This window comes from Ereboglobus luteus, assembly GCF_003096195.1.
GTDB lineage: Bacteria > Verrucomicrobiota > Verrucomicrobiia > Opitutales > Opitutaceae > Ereboglobus > Ereboglobus luteus.
Map to the genome: position 1 here is coordinate 3,375,249 of NZ_CP023004.1, position 25,875 is coordinate 3,401,123.

The window sequence follows — 25,875 nt, forward strand, 5'->3', positions numbered from 1 at the left end:
ATCTTGAGGCTGTGGGCGATGAAATCAAATTTCGCCCGGGCACTGCGCTCCGCCGTTTTTCTTGCATCTGGAATTTTCGCACTGCCGTCCCTTGCCATCGCGCAGGCCACTCCCACCGCCATTGTCGCCATAGCCGCCGGTGACAACCACAGCATGTATGTGACCAATGACGGCAGCCTTTGGGCCATGGGTAACAACCATGACGGGCAGCTGGGCGATGACACTTTCACAAGTCGGGGATCTCCCACGCTTGTCACTAACGCCCCCAATTTCACCGCACTGGCTGCGGGATCCATGCACGGACTGTGCATGACCGGCGACGGCAAACTTTACATCATACGGGGAACCTCCCCATCAACCCAATTGGAGGACGGCACCTACATCAACGGAGTCATCCCTTCGCTTGTCACCGAGGCTTCCAATGTTATCGGGGTGGCCGCCGGACATGATCACAGCTTGTATGTGACCGCCGGTGGCGAGCTTTATGCCATGGGTGGCAACCCCTATGGTCAATTGGGCCTCAGCGACACTGAGAACCGGGATTCACCCGTGCTCGTGCCCTCCGATTCCAGTGTCACTGCCGTTGCCACGGGGTATAATCACAGTTTGTTCACAACCGCCGACGGCAAACTCTATGCCATGGGAGGCAACTTCTTCGGCCAGTTGGGTGTCAGCGACACCACAAACCGACTCACACCTGTGCTCGTGCCGTCCGCTTCCAACGTCGTTGCGATGGCCTCGGGTTATAATCACAGCCTGTATGTGACCGCCGATGGCGAGCTCTATGCCATGGGGGACAATGACAGCGGCCAGTTGGGCGATGGCACCACTACGGATCGAAGCACGCCCGTGCTCGTCACCTCCAACGTCAGCACCGTGGCTGCCGGGGGTGGTCACAGCCTGTATTTGACCACTGATGGCAAGCTCTACGCCATGGGGGCCAACTACTCCGGCCAGTTGGGTGTTGGCGACACCACGAGGCGACTTTCGCCCGTGCTCGTTGCCACCAATGTCACTGCGATGGCCGCCGGGATGAATCACAGCCTGTATGCAACTACCGATGGCAAGCTCTATGCCATGGGAGACAATCACGATGGACAGTTGGGTGATGGCACCGTTACGAATCGCAACACGCCTGTGCTTGTTCTTGATCTTTCAAATCTCCAGAACACCGCGCCCGCTATTGTCACACAACCCGTCAATCAGGTTGCTCCCGCCGGGGGAACCGCAACCTTTACCATGACGGCGTCCGGCAATCCGACTCCAAGCTACCAGTGGTATCATTACTCGAATTTTGATTGGAGAGCGCTTACCGACACCGCGCCTTACAGCGGTGCGACCACCGACACGCTTGTCATCACCAACTGCCCCGCTTCGATGCACAACTATCTATATCGCTGCGTGGTAACAAATGCGGCTGGCAACGCTGGCAGTAACGCGGTCACCCTTACGGTTGGGACTGGTTCGGCACCCAAATTCCAGAAACATCCTGTCAGCAGAACTCTAACCATCGGGCAAGATACCTATTTCACTGCCGAAGCATATGGTTATCCCAATCCAACCTACCAGTGGCAGTATTCCGCGGACGGCCTGCTGTGGGCCAATCTTTCCAACGATGGCATCCACGGTGGCGTCACCACCCGCATACTCACGGTGACCGACGCTCCTGTCGCGCTGGATCACATGCGATACCGCTGCATCGCCACCAACACCAAGGGCACCGCCACGAGCGAAATGGCCATTCTTTTGGTTGATCCTGAAAACCCGTCTCCCAGCTCTGTATCCATCAGCATGTTGGCCGCCGGTTGCAATCACTCCCTGTATGTGACCGATGATGGTAAGTTATGGGCGCAAGGAGATAACTCCGAGGGGCAGTTGGGCCTCGGTAGCACAACATACCAATACGCACCCGTTATTGTTCCATCTGCTTCCAATGTCGTCGCCGTGGCTACTGGTCGTTATTCTTGGGGGCACACCCTGTATCTGACCGACGAAGGCAAACTCTATGCCATGGGAAGTAATTTTGCGGGCCAGTTGGGCGTCAGCGACACCACAAATCGATTTGCCCCCGTGCAGGTCACGGACGATGAGACCAATGTCATCGCCATGGCTGCCGGCTGGAGCCACAGCCTGTTTGTGACTAGCGACGGCAAGCTCTACGCAATGGGACAAAATCAATTCGGCCAGTTGGGTGTCAGTGACACCACGAATCGACTTGCCCCCGTGCAAGTCACTTCCGCCACCAATGTCGTCGCCGTAGCGGCCGGTGGCGGTCACAGTCTATATGTGACCGCTGACGGCAAACTTTATGCCATGGGAAGCAACGGTTCCGGCCAGTTGGGCAACAGTGGCACCACGACGACTCGACTCGCTCCCGTGCAAATCACCTCCGCCACCAACGTCATTGCCGTGGCCGCCGGAAGCGCTCACAGTCTGTATCTGACCGGCGATGGCAAACTCTACGCAATGGGTGAAAATAGTTCGGGGCAGCTAGGCACCGGCGGTATTTCTGATCGAACCACACCCACGCTTGTCACCTCCGCCACCAATGTTACCGCTGTGTTCGCGGGTGCCTCCCACAGCTTATGGCTGACAAGCGACGGTGATCTTTGGGCCATGGGCTATGAGGTGGGATCGGGAGCCGTGTATACTCAATACAGTCCCATGCGAGTTCTTTCCGCCGTCAACGTCACTGCGGCGGCTGCCGGGGCAAACCACAGCCTGTATGTGAGTGGCGGCAACAGGCTTTGGTCCATGGGAAACTGGCTGCGTAATGACGGCCTGCTGGGAGTTGAATACGCGCCGGACATCGTTTTTGATTTTTCGAACGATGCAAATGCCGCGCCAGCCATTGTCACGCAGCCCGTCAATCAAGTCTTGGAAATTGGACAAAGCGCAACCTTTTCCGTCGAGGCAACCGGCACTCCCGAACCCACCTATCAATGGATGTATTCCATATATGATGCCTCCGGATGGTATCCGCTCACCGATACCGCGCCCTATAGCGGCGTCACCACCGGCACGCTCACCATCACCAATGCCACCGGGGCAATAGATAATTTTTACTATCGCTGCATGGTGAAAAACCAAGTCGCTAGTGCATTCAGCGATTACGCCATCCTCAGAATTGGAACCCCGCCTGTTGTCACCACGCAGCCAACCAGTCAAATCGTCAAAGCTGGCGGAAGCGTGAATTTTTCCGTTGGGGCAAGCAGCTCCCATCCTCGGGGCTATCAGTGGCAATGCTCCACGGATGGCGGCGCCACATGGAATGACCTCTCATCCGACTCCATGTATAGCGGCGTTACCGAAATTTCGCTCTATGTGCGAAACACCACCGCAGCCATGGATGGCGCGCAATATCGTTGTGTTGTGACCACTGTTATCGGCTCAACAACCAGCGCTCCCGCAACTCTCACCGTCGGCACCGCGCCATCGTTCACCACGCAACCAGTCAACGCCACTATCAATGCGGGACAAGATACAACATTCACCGCCGAGGCAAACGGCTATCCGTCGCCCGCCTACCAGTGGCAGTATTCCACCGATGGCGCCACATGGAACAACCTCTCCAACGACTCCATTTACTCTGGGGCAAAAACCACAACGCTCACAATAACCGCCGCCACCGCAGCCATGAACGGCATGCGATATCGCTGCACCGCCACCAACGGCATTTACGTGAACTACAGCAGCCTGTTCGCCAACAGTAATGCTGCCACGCTCACCGTCGAATTTGCGCCGACCATCACCACGCATCCCTCAACTCGAACTGTCACTGCCGGCCAAAACACCACTTTTAGCGTTTCGACAACAGGCAATCCCGCTCCCACCTACCAATGGCAGTATTCCACTGATGGCAATACATGGGAAAACCTGACCAGCGGCGCGCCCTACAGCGGCGTCACCTACCACAGCCTCACCATCACGGCCATTCCCGCCAGAGTGAACGGGACGCACTATCGCTGCGTCGTGACCAATTCGCTGGGCACGCTTACCAGCAATGCGGCCATTCTCACCGTCAAGTCGCCGCCAACCATCCTCACACAACCTGAAAGTGCCAGTATCATGGCCGGCCAAAACGCCACCTTCACGATCGCGGCAACCGGCAATCCTCAACCTACTTACCGGTGGCAATCTTCGTCCAACGGCACCACGTGGACAAACCTCTCCAACACCGCGCCCTATGCCGGAGTCGCCACGGACACGCTCACGATAACCGAAGCCCCAGTCTCCCTTAACGGCATGCAGTATCGCTGTATCGCCAGCAATGGCGTTGGCACAAACGCCACCAGCACCGCCGCCACGCTCTCCGTCAATACCCTGCCCGCCATCACAACCCAACCTTCGGGGCAGACAGTCATCGCAGGTCAAGGCACGGTTCTTTCCGTCACCTCCACCGGTGTCCCCGCGCCCGCGTATCAGTGGCAAATCCTCGGCACTGACAGCATGTGGACATCGCTCGTCAACAACGCCACCTACAGCGGTGTTGGCACCGCCAATCTTTCCATTGCAAATATCACCGCCGCCATGTCCGGCGCTCAATACCGCTGCATTGTCTCCAACGATGTCGGTAATGTTACCAGCGACACTGTCACCCTCACCGTCGCTGTCGCACCCGGCATCACCACACAACCTGCCAACCAAACGACTCAACCCGGTCAAAACGCCACCTTCACTATCACGGCAACCGGTGTTCCCGAGCCCGAATATCAATGGCAAATTCTCGGCACAGACAGCTTGTGGACGTCGCTCGCCAATAACGCCATCTACAGCGGTGTGACAACCGCGAGCCTCGCCATTGCCAATGCCACTGCGGGCATGTCCGGCGCGCAATATCGCTGCGTCCTCAACAACATGGCCGGTGATGCCACCAGCAACCCCGCCACGCTCACCGTCGGTGCCGCGCCCGCCGCGCCTGTCATTACCACGCAACCCGCAAACCAAAGCGTCACCGCCGGCCAAAATGCCACCTTTGCCATTGCTGCCAGCGGCAATCCGACGCCGGCCTATCAGTGGCAATCCTCGACCGACGGCGGCGCATGGACGGACGTCACCGGCAACGCCACCGCAACCACTGACACACTCACCCTCACTGCCGTCACCATCGCCATGAACGGCACACAATACCGCTGTCTCGCGAGCAACAGCGTCGCCTCAAATATCACCAGCAACGCCGCCACGCTCACCGTCGCGCCCAGCCCGACGGATTTGGCGCAACAATTCAAAACGCAAGCCGAGTCCCCCGGTGTCGCGACCATCACCGTGACCGGCGCGCTCGACCTTTCCCTAGTCGATGGCGTCACTGTTGCCAGCGGTAAGACCATCGTTGGCGAGGACGCCGCCGCCACGGTTTCCGGGGCGCTCACCCTCCCGGCGGGCGTGAACAACGTCCTTGTTCTCGGCGTCAATTTCACCACCGGCGCGCTCACCATCACCGGCGCGCACGACGTTGATATTTCCCATTGCACGTTCACCGACGCGCCCGTCGTCATCAATGGCAACTCGGACAACATCGCCTTCTCGTGGAATAAATTCACCGCCACACCCGCATCCTCCGGCTCCGCCATGCGCATCGACAACTCCGGCGAGGACACCGGAATCCTCCTCTCCCATAATTATTTCGCAGACGGGCTCAAGGCCGACATTCCCGCAGCGACCAACTCCCGTGTCGTCATGTTTAACAACTACATCGCCGCCACCGGCAACACCACGGCGACCATTGCCGGCGCCAGCGCGCAAATCCTCTCCGAGCGCAATATCTACCAGGGCACCCACAACCCGCTCGCGAAACAGGGCACCGGAAAACTTCGCTCGCTCAACAACTTCACCAACGCCACCACAGGCACGCTCGACCCCGGCGCGGACACCGTGTTTGTCCCCGCCTACTCGCGCCTCATGTATCCCGCCGGCTCCGCCGCGCCGTTTGACGCCGCCGCAGTCGCCGCGCTCATCACCGGCAACGCCGGCAATACCAACGGCAAAAACTCCCCCGCGCCCGACACCACTCCCAACGCCGATGCGCGCATCACCGCCATCGTGAGCGGCGCCGGCTCGGGCACGAGCGCCAACGCGGCCAACGTCCCCGCCGTCAGCGGAGGGTTCACGCTCACGGCCGGCGCGGACAATTTTATCCCCGCCGCCAGTCAGTGGTATCGTGACAACTTCACCATTCCCGGCGCGACGGCAAACACCTACACCGTCACAAGCGCGAGCGCCGCGCACGCGGGCGCGTATGCCGTGGCGTTGACGACCCCCGCCGGCGAGATTGTGGCGTCGGGCGCGTTCATGGTAACGGTTGGCGCGCTCGCCGCGCCGGTCATCACCACGCATCCCGCGTCGCAAACGGTGACGGTTGGCGGCAATGCCACATTCCACGTCGCCGCCACCGGGGAAAGCCTGTCGTATGAATGGCGAAAGGACGGCGCGCCCATTTCCGGAGCCACGGGAGCCAGTTTCACAATCACTAATGCGCAGCAATCCCATGCCGGCGCCTATAATGTCGTCGTGCGCAATCCAGCCGGATCGGCATCCAGCAACGCCGCCGCGCTTACCGTTAACGCCGCGTTCACACCGCCGGCGATTACCACGCAGCCTGTGTCAAAAACCGTCACGGTCGGCGGCAATGTGACATTCACCGTCGTCGCCACCGGCAACCCTGCGCCCACTTTTCAATGGATGTTGAACGGTAACTCCATTCCCCGCGCAACCAATGCCAGCCACACAATAAACAATGTTCAGAAATCCCATGAGGGCGGCTACACCGTGCGCGTGAGCAACACCGCCGGCAACGTCACCAGCTCCGTTGCCACACTCACCGTTAACACTGGGGGAAATGGCGGTGACAATAATTCCGGTGGCGGTGGCGGCGGGGGAGGCGCGCCAAGCTTGTGGTATGCGGCGCTGCTCGCCGGGCTTGTCGCATTGCGCGCCGCCAAGAGGCGCGGGTGATTGTCAAGGTGGCGCAGGCATTTCTGTCCGTGCCACATTGCGCGCACATAAAAGGATGCGGGACGCCTCGGCTGCGGTTCCGGAATTCTGCCCTCTATCTTTTTGCGGGACATTTGCTGGATGCCGTCCAACCTTTCGGCAAAACATGAACGACATATCGAAACCTTTTGTTTATCTGGTCATTGGCGCCACGGGGTCGGGGCGGCGCGGGATGCTGGCGGATATTCTTGCCGAGGGGCTTGATGCCGGGGATCGCCCGCTTGTCATGCTCGCCGAAAACGAGGCGGCGGACGCAGCGGACGCCTCGCTGGGCGAGATCGCGCGCTGGCAATGGCGCGCGCAGGGCGGCGGACCGGAGGGCCTGGACGGACGCATCGAGGCGGAGGGCGTCGATATCGCGGGGCGGACGCATGTGTTTTTCGTGACTGACGGAAGGCGCAATCCGATCGACCAGATTGAGGCGTTGAAACCGTGGCTGACCGAGGCGGGCGGCGAGCTGGCGCGCGTTGTGTGCGTGGTGAACTGCCAATTGGCCGAGCAAAACCGATCGCTGATGACGTGGTATGACGCGTGCATCCATTTTTCGGACATCGTGCTGCTGGCGAGGCGCGACGGGGTGACCAACAAGTGGGTGTCCGATTTTCAGGCGCGGTATAAGAATAAATTTTATCCGTGCCTGTTTGAGTTTGTGAAAGACGGGCGCGTGCGGAATCCGTCGCTGGTGCTGGAGCCCGAGGCGCGGCGCATGTCGCATTATTTCGAGGAGGCGGATTATGAGCTCGCCGGCGGAGGCGACATCGAGGAGGGCATTGACGATGATGACAAGCCGCGCAAACGGCAAAGCGACGAGGAGATCGAGGTCACCGAGCAGCTTGACGAATACCTCGCGCGGCGCGCGGGCGGACGCCGGGTGAAGGAGATTCCGGATATCGCGAAATTTCTGGACGCAGACTAACGCTCGGCGTTGATGCGGGATGGGAACTCGGTGGGGTCGGAGGGGCGGACTTTTATCTGGAAGGGCGAGTCGAGTTTTTTCTTGGGATCGGCCATGTGGGCGACGAGGCGGTTGTTAAACTCCTCGGCGGAGTGGATGCCGACGCGCTTGAGCGCCTGGGTGAGGGCGGCGACCTCGATGAGGCGGGCCATGTCGCGCCCGGGGCGGACGTAGAGGGTGATGTGCGGGATTTTTTGTCCGAGGATTTCGTAATAGTTGTCGGCAAGGCCGGTGCGCTCCTCGATGGCGTCGGGGGTCCATTCATACATGGAGACGACGAGATCGATGCGCTTTTCGGGGCGCACGGCGCGCACGCCGAACATTTCGACGATGTTGATGATTCCGATGCCGCGGCATTCGAGGTAGCCGAAGTTGAGCTCGCGGCTGGATGCGGTGAGCTCGCGCTCGTCGAGGAGGCGGAGCACGGTGTAGTCGTCGGCGACGAGCGAGTGGCCGCGCTCGATGAGGGCGAGGGCGCATTCGCTTTTGCCGACGCCGGAGCCGCCGCGAATCATGACGCCGATGCCGCGAACATCGACCGTGGTGGCGTGCTCGGTGATGGGGCTGTGAAACTCGTTGTCGATGAAGTGCGTCGCCTGGTTGATGAACTTCATCGTGATGAGCGGCGTGCGGAAGAGGGGCAGGTTGCACTCCTTGGCGACGGCGAGCAGCTCGGGGGTGGGGTGAAAACTGCGCGTGAGGATGAGGCAGGGAATCTGGTGCTTGAACATGCCCCGGAAAATCTCGACCTGGCGCTCGGGGTTGAGCGTCTTGATAAATGTCATCTCGGCGGCGCCGAGGACTTGGATGCGCTTGTTGGCGAAGTAGCGGAAGAAGCCGGTGAGGGCGAGCGAGGGGCGGTTGATGCTGCCCTCGCGAATGACCCGGTGCAGCCCGCCCGTGCCTGTGACGATTTCCATTTTGAGTTTCGCGCCGTAGGTTTGGAAAAAGTGCGCGACTGTGATGCCGTTGATGGTGTTGGCTTTGCTCATGGGGAAGGGCGGTGGTGTGTGGTGAGGTGTGAGTGGGAACTGATTGTGACGGCCGCGCCGGCTGGCTTTACATGTTGAAGTCCTTGCCGAGGTAGAATTCGCGGGCCTGGGGGTCGTTGATGAGGTGCTCGCTGGTGCCGCTGGTGAGGACTTTGCCCTGGTGTATGAGGTAGGCGCGGTCGACGACGCGGAGGGTTTCGCGGACGTTGTGGTCGGTGATGATGACGCCGATGCCGCGCGATTTTAGTTCGAGCACGATGCGCTGCACTTCGGCGACGGAGATGGGGTCGATGGCGGCGAAGGGTTCGTCCATGAGGAGAAACTTTGGCTCGGTGACGAGCGCGCGCGCGATTTCGAGACGGCGGCGTTCGCCACCGGAGAGGGTGTAGGCTTTTTGCTTGGCGACGTGGGTGAGGTGCAGCTCCTCGAGATGGCGTTGCACGCGGGCGGGACGCTCCTTGCGGGGAATGGGCAGCAGCTCGACGATGGCGAGGATGTTTTCCTCGACGGTGAGTTTGCGGAAGGTGGACGCCTCCTGCGGCAGGTAGCCGAGGCCAAGGCGGGCGCGCTCGTGCATGCGGAGCGGGGTGGCGTCGACGCCGTTCAGGTAAACGCGGCCCGATGTCGCGGGCACGAGGCCGACGATCATGTAGAAGGTGGTGGTTTTGCCGGCGCCGTTGGGCCCGAGGAGCCCGACGATTTCGCCGGCGCGCGCGTTGATGTCGACTCCGTTGACGACGTTGCGCTGGCCATAGGTTTTGACGAGCGCCTGCGTGGTGATTTCCGCGGGCGTCGGGGTTGCGGTGGTGTCGGCTTGGGCGCTCATTATTTTGTTAACGCGAAAAAGAGTCTGGAAAGGTTTGAGGATGACAACAGGAATATGACGAAAATTGAGCGTGGCGCGCGCGTCGCGCCGGGAGTTTTTTATTTGCGTTTTCCGCATTGCGGAGCGGTGGCGTTTGCGCGTTTCATTGGCGGCAACATGCGCATTTTGATTGTCGATGATGATGCCGGCATCCGGAAAACGACGGGGATGGCGGTGGAGCTTATGGGGCACCAAGTCGAGCTGGCCCCGGGCGGCGCGCGCGCACTCAAAATAATCGGGGAGGAGCCGTGCGACGTGTGTTTTCTCGATGTGAACCTGGTCGGCGAGAACGGGCTCGATTTGCTGGAAAAAATCCAGAAGGCGCAGCCGGGAATCGTGCCCGTGATGTTCACCGCGTATGCAAACATCAGCACTGCGGTGGAGGCGATGCGCCGGGGGGCGTTTGATTTTATTCCGAAGCCGTTCACGCCGGACCAGATCCGGCAGGTGCTCGGCAAGATCGAGCGCGAGCGAAAACTCGAGCAGCGCGTGAGGCAGCTCGAGTCGCAGCTCACCGCCGGGGCTCCCGAGATCGATTTTGAGTCAACGGAGCCCGCGATGCAGCGCGCGTTGCAGATTGTGTTCAAGGCGGCGGAAACCCAGGCCACGATTTTGCTGCTCGGGCCGAGCGGCACGGGCAAGAGCGTGCTGGCGCGCGAGGCGCACCGGCGCGGCGCGCAACGCGACGGCGCGTTTGTGACGGTGAACTGCCCGAGCCTGTCGCGCGAGTTGCTCGAGAGCGAATTGTTCGGCCATGTGCGGGGCGCGTTCACCGGCGCGGTCGGCGACACGACGGGCAAGGTGGCCGCCGCGGAGGGCGGGACATTGTTTCTCGACGAGATCGGCGAGCTGCCGCTGGAGATCCAGCCGAAGTTGCTGCGCCTGCTCCAGGAGCGCGAATACGAGCGCGTCGGCGAGCCGAAGGTGCGCCGCGCCAATGTGCGCGTGATTGCGGCGACAAACCGCGATCTCGAGGCCGAGGTGAAGGCGGGGCGCTTCCGAGAGGATTTGTTTTACCGGCTCAACGTCATCAATGTGGCACTGCCGCCGTTGCGCGGGCGTCCGGGCGACTTGACGCGGCTGGCGGACGCGGCGCTGCAATTTTTCGGCGCGGGCATGGGCAAGCGCGTCAAGGGCTTTTCGCCGGAGGTGGTCGAGGCGTTCGCGCGCTACGAGTGGCCGGGCAATTTGCGCGAGCTGCGCAATGTGATTGAGCGCGCCGTGATTCTTTCGTCGGGGGAGGAAATTGCGATGGCGGATTTGCCGGAACAGTTTTCGAGTTGCGGCGGCTCCGCGGTGCAGGTGGGCTCGCCGGTGACAATCGAGCAGTTGGAAAACGAGCACATCCGCCGCATCGTCGCGTCGGCGAAAAGTCTCGAACTGGCGGCGCGCACGCTGGGGATTGATCCGGCGACGCTGTATCGCAAACGGCAGAAGATGGCGGGCGGGCAGGGGAGCGCTGAATAGGGATGGCGCGCGAATCCCATAAACACCATGTTGCGCAATAAACTTTATCTCGGACTGCTGCCGTTGCTGGCGCTGTTGATTTTGGTCGGCGTTGCGGGGATTCTCGTCAACCGCGATCTGGCGCGTTCGAGCTCGGAAAAAATCGATCGCGGTTACTCGATGGTGATGGGCGAGCATGAAATGCGCGGCGCGGCGCTCGGCATGGTCACCGCAATGCACTCGGCGCTCCGTGGCAACGTGCTGGAGGTGCGCGGCGCGTATGAGGAGCAGCGCGGCCTGTTCAAGCAGACGCTGATGGCGCAGTCGTTTTCCGCCGCGGGCACGGAGCGCGAGAAGGCGGTCAGGCAGGTTTCGCGCGCGTTTGGCCGGTTTGAAAACATAGGCGATTCGCTGATGGTGATCGGCGGCAGTTTCCAGGATGCGGGGTATGAGGATGTGGAGCGGGCGTATTTTGGCGTGCTGCATTCGCTGGATGAATTGCTGCGGACGGACTCGCGCGTCATGCAGGTCGAGTCGGAGCGCGTGGCCGGCATTGCGCGCGTGAGCATCGGCGTGCTCGTGGTGGTGATTGTGATCGGCATTGCTCTGTCGGTGCTGCTGGCGTTCAGGCTTGCGCGCATGTTCATCGGGCCGATCAGCGCATTGACGGAGTCGTCCCGCGCGCTTGGCGAGGGCAACTTGGAAAAGGACGTGCCCGTGACTTCGCGCGACGAGCTCGGCGTGCTCGCGCAGTCCTTCAACGCGATGGCGGCGAGCCTGCGCGAATATCGCGACGCGATGGCGGCGCGCGTGCTGCGGGCGCAACGCACGATGGAGGCCACGCTCACCTCGACGCCCGATCCGCTCTTTGTGGTTTCGCCGGACGGCAAGTCCGACATTCGCAACCCCGCCGCGGAGAGGCTCGCCGCGCTGCCGGAATTTGCCGACGGATTTCCCGAGCCGCTCGACGCGCACGTGCGGGAGGTGCTGCGCACGCGCGAGCATTTTCTGCCGACGGGCTACGACCAGGTGATTCCGGTGAGCATCGACCACGACGAGCGTTTTTACCTGCCGCGCATCCTTTCGGTCAGCGACAAGCTCACGGGGCGGGAGGGCGGCGCGGCGATTTTGTTGCAGGACGTGACCAAGTTTCGGCTGCTCGACGACGCGAAAAACAATCTCGTTGGGACCGTAAGCCACGAGCTGAAAACGCCGCTCACGAGCCTTCGCATGGCTGTCTACCTGCTGCTCGAGCAAAACACCGGCGCGCTGACGCCCGCGCAACGCGACTTGCTCGAAACCGCGCGCGATGACGCCGACCGGCTCCTGCGCATTCTGAACGACATTCTCGACCTCGCGCGCATCGAAAGCGGCACCGCGGCGCTCAGCCGTTGCGAGGTCGAGCCGGCGGCGCTCCTTGAGGAAATGGCGCGCGAAATGCGCCCGCTCATCGAGGATGCGGGGCAACGCTTGGAAGTGTGCGTCGCGCCGGGCGCTGGTGTTGACGGTAAGGTGTTCCTCGACCCCGACCGCATCCGGCACGTGTTTGTGAACCTGCTGGGCAACGCGTCGAAATACACGCCGGAGGGCGGTCGGATTGAGCTTTACGCCGAACCCGACGCCGAGCCGGGCGCGGTGCGCTTTGGCGTGCGCGACACCGGCGCGGGCATCGCCGAGACAGACCTGCCCTGCGTGTTTCAAAAATTCTACCGCGCGCCGGGCCAAAAACGCCGGGGCGCCGGGCTCGGCCTGAGCATCGCTCGCGAAGTCGTGCTTGCGCACGGCGGCACTATCGCATGCGCGAGCAAGGCGGGGGCGGGCAGCGATTTTTATTTCACCATCCCTCCGCGCCGCCCCGAAAACGCCGCGGCTTCTTAAAACCCAAAAATGTAAATTAGAGTTGTCACGGGCGCGGTTCCTGATGAGAACAACACCCGACCACACCCACACAACCAAGCAATATTGATGGCAAATTCGTTCCCTTACGCCGGTCCAAGACGCGGCCCATACCAACGACGCACGAACAACGATCCGTTCGCGAGCATTCGCCGTAATCAACGCATCAGAGCCGCCCAGGCCCGCGTTATCAGCCCCGAGGGCAAGCAGCTCGGCATCATGCCAACCGAGAAGGCGCTGCAACTCGCCATCCAAGTGGGCCTCGATCTCGTGGAGATCGCGCCCAATGCCCAGCCGCCCGTCTGCCGCATCATGGACTTCGGCAAATATGTTTACGAGGAGCAGAAAAAAAGTTCCCACGCCAAGGCCACCGCGGGCAAGGTCAAGGAGGTCGAGTTCACCGCGCGCATCGCCGACAACGACTTTATGACCAAGCTCCGCCGCACGGAGCAATTTCTCAACATGGGCAGCAAGGTGAAGCTTCGCCTCAAGTTTCGCGGGCGCGAACTCGCGCATCCCGAGATCGGCTTCGGCGTCATCAACAAGGCGCTCGCCGAATTGACGGAGATGGGGCATCCCGACTCGCCCCCCAAGCTTCTTGGCAAACACATCAACGTGATGCTCACGCCGCTGCCCGCAAACAAACGCAAGCCCAAGTTCCTGCGGCCCGACGACGAAGATGAGGACGATATCCCCGACGATTCTGCATCCGACGCCGACAATCCCGGCGATGGAGAAGGGGATAAATAAGACGCCCGCGCGCATGTTGCGCGGATTGCTCGCGTGCGCCTTGTTCGCGGCGGCGCACATCGCCGCGGATGCGCAGGATGCCAGCCGTCCGCTAAGCTCGCCCACGCGCCCCGGCGCGGCCTCGAGCCAGCATTCGAATATTCCGCTTTCGAAACCAACCGTCCCCGCGGCTTCCAGCGCAAGTGGCGCGAAGGCGTCTTCCAAGCCGGCAAACACCGGCGCGAAAAAGAAATCGTCCGCCTCCGGAACCGTCGTCAGCCTGGGCGGGTTGAACCACATCGACTTGGTGCCGTTTGCAAAGACGATGGGCTATTCCGCGACATGGCAAAACGACGGCAAGCAGCTTACCCTGAAAAAAGGAGGCACCCGAATCGAGATCACGGGCGAGTCGCGCGAATTCCTGCTCAACGGCACGCGGGTTTTTGCGGGCTCGGCGTTCAGAATCTATCGCCGCAGCCTGTGGGTCAGCCGCATCGACGCCGACACTCTTTTGGCGCCGATCATGGACCCGAGGCGCGGACGCAGCACCGTGATGCAGCTGAAAGTTATCGCAATCGACGCCGGGCATGGGGGCATTGACAAGGGCAAGATCAACGAGCGCCTGAAAATCTACGAGAAGGACATGGTGCTCGACACGGCCAAGCGCCTCAAAACCCTTCTCGAAAAACGCGGCTACAAGGTCGTGATGACGCGCACGGCCGACAAAAAAGTCGAGCTCGGCGATCGTCCCGAGGTCGCGGCCAAGGCAGGCGCGGATTTGTTCATCAGCATCCATTACAATTCCGTCGCGTCGAGGCCGCAGAGTGTTTCCGGCGCGGAGGTCTATCGTTTCACGCCTCGCTACCAGGTGCCGATGCGCCGCGAAAAATCGCAGCCGTCCGACGCGCTTTGGAATCCCGGCGATGCGCACGGCTTTTGGAGTTCCGTGGCGGGGATTAAAATCCAGCAGGCGCTGCTCTCGTCGCTGAAAGTTTCCGACCGCGGCTTCAAGCATGACAAGCTGGCCGTCCTGCGTCTTGCGAAGTGTCCGGCGGTTTTGGTCGAGGCGGGTTTTCTCTCGCACAATGCCGAGGCGCGCAAAATCGCCACGCCCGCCTACCGCCAGCAAATCGCCGAGGCCATCGCCAAGGGCGTTGATGCTTACGCCACCGCCGTGGCCGCTGCGCGGAAGTAGGGGGCGCGCCAGCGCGTCCCCGTGTCCGCTTGCGTTCAATGTCTCGGAGCCCGCTCTGTTTTTTGCCTAAATCCTTGGGGGAAAACATTCACGGCAGGCAAAGAATCTGGAAGAATCCGTCCGATGGAAAATATTTTGCAACAAGGATGGTCTTATTTTTCATTACTTTTTGCAAGGCAATTAATTACGTGATATATACGGCATCTGTGCATATTGAAAAACAGCTTGCGCTTTCCGGCTTACCTCCCTGCTTTTAGATGCCCATTTTTCTTATTTTCATCAACTGCATAGCACAAACGTAAAAAACATATGAATAACAAACCCTCGGACTCACCGGTTCAGCGTGAAATCAAGAATTTCCGCTCAAAGCCTTCCCGGCTTTCTACGATAAAAAGATCGCCGTTCATTTGTGGCACGTTTGCCGCCGTGGCTGCGTTGATAATGGGCGTGATGGCTCCTTTGGAGGCCGAGAATCATTATGATAACGTCGCGCCCGCCGGGACGCAGTATGTATCAATAAACAGCGCGCCCAGCACCACCACCACAGGTCAATATGTATATAGCAGCGGCACCGATGGCGGGGGCACATGGCATTATTACTACCGTGATTACCTGAACCTCGACGCCACCCTGAACGGTATCACCGGCGCGGGAACCGCCAACATCACCCACGATAACAGCGGTTTTGGCAACGCCACGGGCAATCTCAACGTCACCACCTCCGGCAACAACAGCGGCTATGCGCTGAACCTGACCAACCAGAGCCTCGACGGCACCACCACCGTCAATCTCAACAATGCCTCCTTTGTCGGCACCACCAATGGCATTCGCCTCACCACCCCGTCCACGGGCGCCAGCTCCATCACCCTGAGATCCAATGTCACTGTGAATGCAGCCACGGCATTGTATTTTAGCTCCCCGAATGGCGCGACGACAATCAACAACGCCGGCACGATTACTGGCGCCGATTCAGCCATCCAGAACACCAGCGGCGGCACCGCCGCGGTGCGCCTCGTCAACACCGGCAACCTCATTTCGCAAGGGCTTAGCGGCCTCTCCTCGGCGGTCGAGCTCTACTCGGACTCAGGCGCCATCACGGTCGAGCACAACGCCGGCACCATTGTCGCCCAGAACCAGGCCTCCACGGGCCACGCCATCGACCTCTACTCGACCTCCGGCAACCTCACCGTCACCACGGCGGCGGGCGCCACGGTCACGGCGGCGGGCAGCGGACGCGGCATCGAGGCCATTTCCTCAACCGGTGACATCAATATTACCACGCGCGGTGCCGTGACCACCGCAAACGGCGACGGCATTTATGCCGGCAGCGCGGGCGCGATCGACATCACCACCACCGGCAACGTCATCGCCACCGGCAATGGCCGCGGCATCGTTGCCGCTGGCACCGGAACCGAGGACATCAAAATTACCGCCAACGGCGGCGTCATCAGGACGGCCAATAATTCAGGCATCGTGGCCACAAACAATGCCGCCGGCGCGGGTGATATCACCATCGACACCACCGGTGCCACGCTCGACATCAATGTCAGCGGCTCCCAGGGCATCCAGGCTTCGTTCACCAATGCCGCGGCCACGGGCGACATCTCCGTCACCACCGGCGCGGGCACCATCAGGCTGGACGTCAACGGCGACGACGGCATTCAGGCCCTCAACTACGGCTCCGGCAAAGTCACCGTGGACAACAGCGCCGGCATTTACAACCAGGGCCAGCTCGCCCACCACTACGGCATTGTTGCGATTTCCGGATACAATTCCGCCACCGACGGCGGCGCGGTCTCCGTGACCAACAGCGGCCGGATCGAGACCAATGCCGGTCCCGCCATCATGGCCGGGGCGCGGAACAACGCGGACGGCGACGCCGTCACCGTTGTCAACAACGGCGTGCTCAAGAGCGAGAACCACAGCGGCATCGTCGCCACAAACGTCGGCGGGGCGGGCGCGGTCAACGTCACCAATTCCAGCACCATCGACACTTACAGCCACGGCATTGATGCCGCCGTCGCCACTGGCACGGCCACAATCACCAACGCCGGCGTCATCACCACCGAAAACGGCTCGGGTGTGCGTGTCAATGCCGGCTCCGGGCTGGCGGTCGTGCAAAACCAGAACATAATTCTCGCCCAGGGCATCGGCATGCACGGCGTCGAAATCAACGGCTCCGGCACCGTCACCAACACCGGCGTCATTGAAAGCGAAAACGTCGACGGCGACGGCGTGCGCATCACCGGCGCGGGCTACGTGGACAACCAGCTCAGTGCCGTCATCAAATCTGGCGGCGGCAACGGCATCCACATCGGCTCGGGCACGGTCTCCAACTCAGGTCGCGTCGATGCCGCGGACGGCACGGGCGTGCTCATCGACGCCGCGGGACTCGTGGTGAACACCGGCAGCGTCAACGCCGCCAGCGGCGTGTTCGTGGGCGGCGTCGCCCGCGTGGACAACTCCGGACGCATCAAGGCGACCGACGGCCACGGCGTGCGTGTCAATTCCGGCCTTGTGCAAAACCTCGGTGCGACCAGCAGCATTGAGGCGGCCGGAGCGAACTACCACGGCGTGTTCATCGACACAACCGGCACCCTCATCAACCAGGGCCTCGTCCAGGCTTCCGGCGCCAACGGCCACGGCGTGAACATTGGCGGCGACGGCGCGGTCGGCAACACCGGCGCGATCACCGCGATCGACGGCATTGGCGTGAACATCGGCGGCGACGGACTCGTCGAAAACATCGGCGCGGGCAGCAGCATCGAGTCCCGCGGCAACAACCACAGCGCGGTTGTGATCGCCGGCACCGGCACCGTCACCAACCAGGGCCTGATTCAGGCCAATGGCGCCAACAGCCACGGCGTGGACATCGGCGGCAACGGCGAAGTCGGCAACACCGGCGCGATCACCGCGATCAACGGCCACGGCGTGACCATTGGCGGCGACGGACTCGTCGAAAACATTGGCGCGGGCAGCAGCATCCAGGCCGGCGGCGCGGATCATCACGGCGTGTTCATAGCCGGTTCCGGCACCGTCATCAACGAAGGCTCCATCAAGGCCACCGGCGCCAACGGCGACGGCATCAACATCGGCTCCGGCCTCGTTAAAAACGACAACCTCATCGAAGCCAACCACAGCGGCATCGTCATCAACGGCTCGGGCACAGTTTTTAACACGGCTGCCGGAAACATCTTCGCAGGAAACGGCAACGGCATCCAAATCAACGACGCTGGCGCTGACTCAAACCGCGTCGAAAACGCGGGCAACATCTCCCTCGGCGTCAACACCGGCGCGCGCGGCATCGAAGTCACATCCCAAGGCGGCAACATCGACATCATCAACACGGGCAAGGTCGCCAACCTCCACGGCACCGGCGGGGCCGGCGTCTACGCCACCACCACCGCCGCCGGCGAAATCAACATCACGCAAACCGGCGCGGGCGCCGAAATCCGCACCGGGCACGCCACGGGCATCTTCGCCGAGGCGGAGGATGGCGAGATCAACATCGTTCTTGATGGAGGCATCCTGAGGACCACCGACGCCGCGGGCATCGTGGCGCGCACCCGGGATGGCGACATCCTCATCGACACCACCGGCGCCACCGTCCAAATCAGCGCCATTGCCGCCAACGAGCACGGCATCGAAGGCGCCGCCTCCGGCGTGGGCAGCGTCCAAATCGTCACAGGCGACCCCGCCACAGTCATTTCAACCATTGGCACCGGCGCCAACGGCATCCGAGCCACCAGCGATACCGGCGCGGCCGTCACGGTTGACATGCAGGGCGGCTCAATCACGACCGCCGATCCCGACGCCACGGGCATTTACGCCGCGCTCACCGGCGCCGCCGCCACCGGCGATGTGGGCGTCCGCCTGGCCGGCTCCATCACGACCGGCGGCAATGCCTCCCACGGCATTTCCGCCACCAACGCCGGCTCCGGCGATGTCATCGTCGAGCTGACCGACACCGCCGCGATCACCACCTCCAACGGCTCGGCAGTCCACGCCACCACGGTTGACGGCGACATCGCCATCACCGGCACCAAGGCCGCCATCAACGCCGTCACCCACAACGACGCACTGCACGCCCTCAACGCAGTCTCCACCGGCACGGGCAACATCCAAGTCCTTGCCACTGGCAACTATGCCACCACGGGCGACGGCTCGCATGGCTGGAACCTCCAGTCCGACGGCGGCAACATCACCGCGATTCACAACAACGGCGCGATCAAGACCTCCGGCGAAGTTTCGCACGCCGTCAACGCCGAGACCACCGGCGCGGGCAGCGTCACGATCGGCCTTTCCGACGACACCGTGATCAGCACGGTTGACGGCTCGGCTGTCAATGCGCTCTCCGAGGACGGAGACATCATCATTTCCGCCACCGGCGCGACCATCACCGCGAACACTGTCACCGACGGCCTCGCCGCGCTCAACGCGGTCGCCACTGGCACGGGCAATGTGTATGTTAAGACACAAGGCGACTACACCACCGCGGGCGACGGCGCGCACGGCTGGAATCTCCAATCCAATGGCGGCGCTATCGAGGCAATTCACGGCGGTGGCGCAATCACCACGACCGGCGAAATTTCGCACGCCATCAACGCCGAGACCAGCGGCGCGGGCTCGGTTGTCGTTTCCATATCCGACGACACCGTGATCAGCACGGCGGACGGCTCGGCGGTCAATGCGCTCTCCGGGGACGGAGACATCACGATCGTCTCCGGCACCGCCACGAGCATCACCGCGAACACCGTGACCGACGGCATCCACGGCCTCAGCGCGGTCGCCACCGGCACTGGCGGCATCCTCGTTGCGACGCAAGGCGACTACACCACCGCGGGCGACGGCGCGCACGGCTGGAACCTTGAATCCAACGGCGGCAACATTGTCGCCTATTATGGCGGCGGCGCGCTTACGACGACCGGCGAAATTTCGCACGCCATCAACGCCGAGACCAGCGGCGCGGGCTCGGTTGTCGTTTCCATATCCGATGACACCGTGATCAGCACGGCGGACGGCTCGGCGGTCAACGCGATCTCCGGGGACGGCGACATCATCATCTCCGCCACCGCCGCGAGCATCGTTGCGAACACCGTGACCGATGGCATCCACGGCCTCAGCGCGGTCGCCACCGGCACCGGCAGCATCCTCGTTGTGACGCAAGGCGACTACACCACCGCGGGCGACGGCGCGCACGGCTGGAACCTTGAGTCCAACGGCGGCAACATTGTCGCCTATTATGGCGGCGGCACGCTTACGACGACCGGCGAGATTTCCCACGCGATCAACGCCACGACCAACGGCAACGGCGGGGCTGGGATTTATCTTTCCGATGACACCGTGATCAGCACGGCGGACGGCTCGGCGGTCAACGCGGTCTCCGGGAACGGCGACATCATCATCTCCGCCACCGCCGCGAGCATCGTTGCGAACACCGTGACCGATGGCATCCACGGCCTCAGCGCGGTTGCCACCGGCACCGGCAGCATCCTTGTTGCGACCCAAGGCGACTACACCACCGCCGGCGACAACGCGCACGGTTGGAACCTCCAAACCGACGGCGGTGCGATCACCGCGAACTACCTCGACGGCGCGATTTCCACCAATGGCGACAACTCCCACGGCATTTACGCCGAGACTAATTCCGTGGCCGACGGGGACATCACAATCAGGCACGGTGGCTCGATCACGACCGGCGGCCTATATTCCCACGGCATTTTTGCCGACGCCTATGCGGGCAGCTCTGTCGATATCGGCCTGATCGACGGTTCCAGCATCACCACCGCCGACGGCTCCGCGATTGTCGCCTACACCGATGACGGAGACCTCCTCATCCGCGGCGACGACGTGACAATCAACGCCAACACCATCACTGACAATGTTCACGGTCTTGATGCAACCTCCTACGAGGCGGGCAATGTGTCCGTCATCACCAGGGGCAACTACACCACCGCCGGCACCGACGCGCACGGCTGGAACCTCGTTTCCCACGACGGCGGCAATGTTTACGCCGAAATGCTCTCCGGCACAATCAAAACCGCTGGCGCGGGCGCCATCGGCATCAACGCCCAAAGCCTCTCCGGCACGGGCGATGTCACCGTCGTCTCCAATGCCGTCATAAACACCACGGGTTCCGGCGCGCACGGCATCGTGGCCGGATCCGCCGATGGCGTTTCGACTATCATCAGCAAGGGTGCCGTCACGACCACCGGCGACTACGCCAATGCGCTCGTGGCCGCGTGCCGCATCGCTGTTGTCCAGCTTGAGGCCAATGCCAACGCATCCGGATTCAACGCTTCCGCCATCGTTGTCGAGCCCTCGTTCAGCTCGACGGTCAACATCCTCGCCGGCATCTCGGCGCACGGCGGCTGGGGCGCCGGCGCGGCGGGCATCATCCTCGACGACACCGGCCCCGTCACGGGCGGGCACACCGTCACCAACGCCGGCTACATCGGCGCGTCCTCCGACAACGCCATCACCATCCTCGGCAACAGCGACGTGACCGTGGTCAACACCGGCACCATCGTCGGCACCATCACTGGCGGCACCGGCCACCACACCATCGTCAACACCGGCGAATGGCACCACCGCAGCCACGCCGACACCACCGGCGCCTCCGGACGCGACACACTCGGCGTTGCTGTCTCCCACCTTGGCGACGGCATCAACACCATCATCAACACCGGCACGATGCACGTCGTCGGCGCTGATGAAAGCGATGTCGTCACCGTGGATGACACCGGCAGCTACCATCCCTTCCTGCACACCCAGCACGCCCTCGCCGCCAGCGGGGCCGCCCACGCGCACGTCCTCCGTGTCGCCTCCTTCCACAACCAGGGCGTCCTCAACCTCGCCAACGGAATCACCGGGGACATCCTCCTCCTTTCCGAAAGCGCCGTCGCGGGCGACGCCGGCTCCGGCGTTTACATCTCCGACAACGGACGCCTCACCATCGACTTCGTTTACAACGAAGGCGGCGCGAACTCGCTCGTTGACATGCTCGTTGTTGACAGCACGCAAGTCGCCGGTGGCGCCACCATCATCACCGCCAATCCCGTCGGCGGCCCCGGCGCCCTCACCACGGGCAACGGCATTCCCGTCGTCGAGGTGCTCGGCGGCATGGGCGTCTCCGCCCGCGACGCCTTCGCCCTCGACAGCCGCCACTTCATCGGCCCCTTCGAATACCGCCTCTACCACGGCGCGAAAGGCGGCAATCCCGCGAACGACGGCAACTGGTATCTGCGCTCGCACTACCGCCCCTCGGTCAGCGGGCACCTCGCCAACTGGTATGAAGGCGCGGTCATGTTCAACCACACGCACCACGAGCGCGTGAGCAACGACCTCTCCGCCGCCTCCGCGACCGACGCCTCCGCCACCGGCAACGACAAGAAAAACAACGGCTGGCTGCGCATCTCCGGACGCATGAACCTCGGCGACAGCGTCGCCAAGACGCACCGCGTGAACACGACAAACTACGTTGTCCATGCCGGCTACGACATGCTCGCCACCGAGGGTGCCATCCTTGCCGGCGACCTCATTCGGGTCGGCGTCATGGGCGGCTACGGCAACTCCCAGACCGACGTCAAGGTTGACGACATCTCCATCAAGGGCTCTTCCCGCATCGACGGATTCAACATCGGCGTTTACGGAAGCTGGTTTGCCGACAAGGCCGGCAAGCGTGGCTGGTATGCCGACGCATGGCTCTCGTTTGCGACCTACGACAACCAGGTCGATGACGACGGTATGCGCCGCCTCAAGTATGACTCGCACGGCATGAGCCTCAGCGTCGAGGGTGGCTACGCATGGTATCCGAAAAAGACCGGCATGGTCTTCGAGCCCCAGGCGCAACTCATCTACAACCGCCACAGCACGGACACGCACACCGACGAAGTCGGCATGACCGTCCGCTCGCGCTCGTCGGAATACATGCGCTCGCGCCTCGGCCTCCGCGTCTATCCGCAGCGCCGGCACTTCTTCCAGCCCTTCGTCGAGGCCAGCTGGTGGCACGCCTACCAGTATGCCGAGCTTCGCTTCGACAGCCATCGCGTGAAATACAGCGTGCCGCGCGACATGTTCGGCTTCAAGTTCGGCGCCCAGGCTGATCTGGGCCGCGGCTGGACGATTTGGGGCGACGCCGGCGCGCACATTGGCACGAACTACAACTACATGGACGTGCGCGCCATGTTCGGAATCCGCTACGGCTGGTAAGCCCCGCGCAATTCCGAGGCAATCCCGCGCCTGCCATTTCGACGCCCCCGGAACCCCCGGGGGCGTTTTTTGGGGAATGCGCCGGGGCGCGATTCGGCCGGACAACAATGAAGGCTCCTTCTCTCCTTGTGCCTCGTTGTGCCAGTTCCGAATGTTGGAAACCCGACCATCAACGCCCAGGCCGTGGCCGCCGCGCGGAAGTAGGGGCGCGCACCTTACATGCGCCCAAGTATGCTAATGGCAGGGCGGTTGGCGAACTGTCGCCAACGCTCGAACCGTCGTTACCGAGCACAGGCGTCATCTGTCAACCGCAGTGTTCATCTCCCGTATTTCTCGGCGCGCTCGGCGAGCGCGCCCCACCCAAAACTAGGGCTGTTTCGGTTTAAATTGTCGCGAGGAAACGCCTTTTGGTAGGGCGAACCGTCCCGGTGAGCCACAACATCTCCGGCTTACCGGGACGGTTCGCCCTACCTCAAATGCGACAGAATAAACCAAAAAAGCTCTGGCTCATGAATGGCCTCACTTTGCGAGGATGGGCGCGAGCCAGTCGGGAGGGGGAGGGGCGTAGGGACCGTCGAGTTTTTCTTTCCACATTTTGTCGGTGAGACGTTTGGTCAGGGCCCATTCCTCGTAATAGGAAAGCACCGCGCCGGTGCAGAGCAGCTCGCGTCCGCGCCAGGGATAAAGGACAAACAATGCTCGCGCGCGTCCGGTGGCGACGCCGAGGGATTCATCGACGTTTGGATCATGCGCGACCTCCGCCCACCGCGGGGCGTTGTCGCGGGGTTTTTCCTCAGTGGATGAATGAAAATAACCCATCGCGTTGGCGAGTGTGTAGCCGAATTGAACGAGCGTGGCTCGTTCGGATTTGGTGAGTTCGATTTCGTCGAGCTGCTTGGCGAGAATGGTTTCCAACTGGCGTGAAAGGGTGGCGAGCTTGTTCCATCGGTTTTGCACACGCTCGCTACCGCCGCCGAATCCGGGTTTGTATTCTAGGGATTCACTTGTGTCGGCGTTTTCGTTCTCAAGCGGAGTAAAAACGCCATGCTGTTCGAGCAGTGCAATCGTGCGCTCAACAAAACGCACGTATTCGCGCCAGAATGCGAGGTTGGGTTCGACGAAACCGGGCGGAGGCGGACGGAGATCGCCGACGCCAGTAATGCGCATCACGGAAAGTTTTGCCTGCAATGTATAGGTGTGCCGGATTTGCGCCCAGCTCGCGAGTTGGGTCTGGCAGGTTTTTCTTTGCCAGGGGAGGCTGCCCATGAACGCCGGTGCTTCCTTGACCGGCGGCGCGTTGAGTGCGCGGAGCACGTCGATGTAATCGGCGTAGAGGCTGCGCGGTTCGCCTCCCTGCGAGAGTGTGATTTGTCGGGCTCGTTTGCACCACGACGCCCACTCTGCGCCATCGGGATCGTCCTTGATTTTGGGCATGCGCTCATGCGCGAACGCAGAGCCGAGGAACGCGGCAACGGTGAGGCCGTTAGGGCGCATATTATCTTTGAGACACGAGGAAATGATTTCGGCGTCGGGAAGCGCGTGCGTGGGCATCACGCGGAAACGGATGTCGGAAAGCGGCGAATGATTCGCTTGGGGCTCAATGCGGTTTTCGTCGTTGATGGCGGAGCGTGGCGGATTCTGGCGCGCGTCCTGAAGGAGTATTTCGCGTAGGCGGTCGAGTCTAAGCGTTGCGGGCTGGACTTTGTTCTTAACAATATCCGAAGAGGGATGGCAGGCGGATCGAATGTCGGAATTGTTGACGATGATTGTGCGGTCGGCGATGGGCCCGGCAAAGATGCTCAGGCTGGTAAAGCTGGTTATGAACTCGGGATTCCCCCTCTCATTATACCATTTCCAAGTGTTGGAAACCCTGACCATGTTCGCCCATGCCGCGAGCTCGGCGTCGTTGGTTGCCCTCATGGGGACGAGTTGCAGCCAGCGGACGGCGCGATGGTAGTCGGCGAGCGCGTCGTCATCGGCGTAGAAACTCACCGGTTCGCAGCGGCGGTAGTCGATTCTGAAAAACCGATCATCTTCGCTGTAATCGAGCCATGGAGGGCATTCCAAAACTTCGGCGTCGCGAATGAGCGCGACTTGCCGATTGATTTCAGGGAGCAGGGATTCAGAGAAATTTTCGGTGGTAGCGGGAGTGCCGAGAATCACCATCGCGGGGCCGAGGATGTGTTGAATGAGCGTGGATGGATAAACCGGTTTCTTCTTTTGGGAGGAGAAGGGTTTGCATGCATTGTAAAGGCCTTCCAAGTCGACGCGCAGACGGGTGGCGCGGCGCAGTTCGAGTTCGCGGAACGAATCCTCGAACAATGCGTGATAGGCGGCGAGGGCGGCGTCGCTGGTGATGAAACGAATGGATTCGGGCGCTTTGCCGAGTTTCAGATAGGGCTCAAAAATTTGCTTATAATCTTTTGCTCCGATGATGAGTTTGTCGCGCTGGAGTTGTTCGTGTTGCGCGGGGGTAAGTTCGGAAGCGGGAAGTTTGTCGCGCTGGGCGCTGGCGAAAGGTGAAAGCGCAAATGCGGCGGCGAGGGCAATCAGGGTTGGGCGAAGCATGGCGCGCAGTCTCCGATTTTCCCGCGGT

Annotated in this window: 10 protein-coding genes; 7 read left to right on the forward strand and 3 right to left on the reverse strand. The window is 61.9% G+C overall.

What is annotated here, in order from left to right:
* Positions 1 to 18: 18 nt before the first annotated feature.
* Both CKA38_RS12350 and CKA38_RS12355 read left to right on the forward strand, forming a co-directional pair.
* Positions 19 to 6,951, forward strand: a complete 6,933-nt coding sequence (locus CKA38_RS12350) for an RCC1 domain-containing protein (protein WP_108825748.1) — start codon at positions 19 to 21, stop codon at positions 6,949 to 6,951.
* A 145-nt stretch (positions 6,952 to 7,096) separates the two neighbouring features.
* Positions 7,097 to 7,906 carry a hypothetical protein gene (locus CKA38_RS12355; RefSeq protein WP_108825749.1) on the forward strand — a complete coding sequence of 270 codons (810 nt, stop codon included), beginning with the start codon at positions 7,097 to 7,099 and terminating at the stop codon, positions 7,904 to 7,906.
* Here CKA38_RS12355 and hprK read toward each other — a convergent pair.
* Both hprK and lptB read right to left on the reverse strand, forming a co-directional pair.
* Complete coding sequence (gene hprK / locus CKA38_RS12360; protein WP_108825750.1) at positions 7,903 to 8,937, reverse strand: HPr(Ser) kinase/phosphatase; 1,035 nt, start codon at positions 8,935 to 8,937, stop codon at positions 7,903 to 7,905. The genes CKA38_RS12355 and hprK overlap by 4 nt on opposite strands.
* Positions 8,938 to 9,004: 67 nt before the next feature.
* Positions 9,005 to 9,763: an LPS export ABC transporter ATP-binding protein gene (gene lptB, locus CKA38_RS12365; protein WP_108826579.1), complete on the reverse strand. Its 759-nt coding sequence runs from the start codon at positions 9,761 to 9,763 to the stop codon at positions 9,005 to 9,007.
* Positions 9,764 to 9,919: 156 nt separating this feature from the next.
* Between lptB and CKA38_RS12370 the strand changes: the two genes are divergently transcribed.
* The 5 genes from CKA38_RS12370 to CKA38_RS12390 all read left to right on the forward strand — a co-directional run bounded on the left by CKA38_RS12370 (position 9,920) and on the right by CKA38_RS12390 (position 23,279).
* Positions 9,920 to 11,269, forward strand: a complete 1,350-nt coding sequence (locus CKA38_RS12370) for a sigma-54-dependent transcriptional regulator (protein ID WP_108826580.1) — start codon at positions 9,920 to 9,922, stop codon at positions 11,267 to 11,269.
* Between the two features lie 27 nt (positions 11,270 to 11,296).
* The gene (locus CKA38_RS12375; protein WP_108825751.1) at positions 11,297 to 13,126 is read left to right on the forward strand and encodes a HAMP domain-containing sensor histidine kinase; all 1,830 of its coding nucleotides are present in this window, start codon (positions 11,297 to 11,299) and stop codon (positions 13,124 to 13,126) included.
* Between the two features lie 87 nt (positions 13,127 to 13,213).
* Positions 13,214 to 13,894, forward strand: coding sequence for a translation initiation factor IF-3 (gene infC / locus CKA38_RS12380; RefSeq protein ID WP_108825752.1), 681 nt, complete (start codon positions 13,214 to 13,216; stop codon positions 13,892 to 13,894).
* Complete coding sequence (locus CKA38_RS12385) at positions 13,824 to 15,068, forward strand: N-acetylmuramoyl-L-alanine amidase (RefSeq protein ID WP_108825753.1); 1,245 nt, start codon at positions 13,824 to 13,826, stop codon at positions 15,066 to 15,068. The genes infC and CKA38_RS12385 overlap by 71 nt, the downstream gene beginning before the upstream one ends.
* Before the next feature lie 426 nt (positions 15,069 to 15,494).
* Positions 15,495 to 23,279, forward strand: coding sequence for an autotransporter outer membrane beta-barrel domain-containing protein (locus CKA38_RS12390; RefSeq protein WP_152032848.1), 7,785 nt, complete (start codon positions 15,495 to 15,497; stop codon positions 23,277 to 23,279).
* Positions 23,280 to 23,798: 519 nt separating this feature from the next.
* Here the strand turns inward: CKA38_RS12390 and CKA38_RS12395 are convergent.
* Entirely contained in the window at positions 23,799 to 25,847 is a 2,049-nt protein-coding gene (locus CKA38_RS12395; RefSeq protein WP_161554889.1) for a DUF3160 domain-containing protein, read from the reverse strand.
* Positions 25,848 to 25,875: the final 28 nt, after the last annotated feature.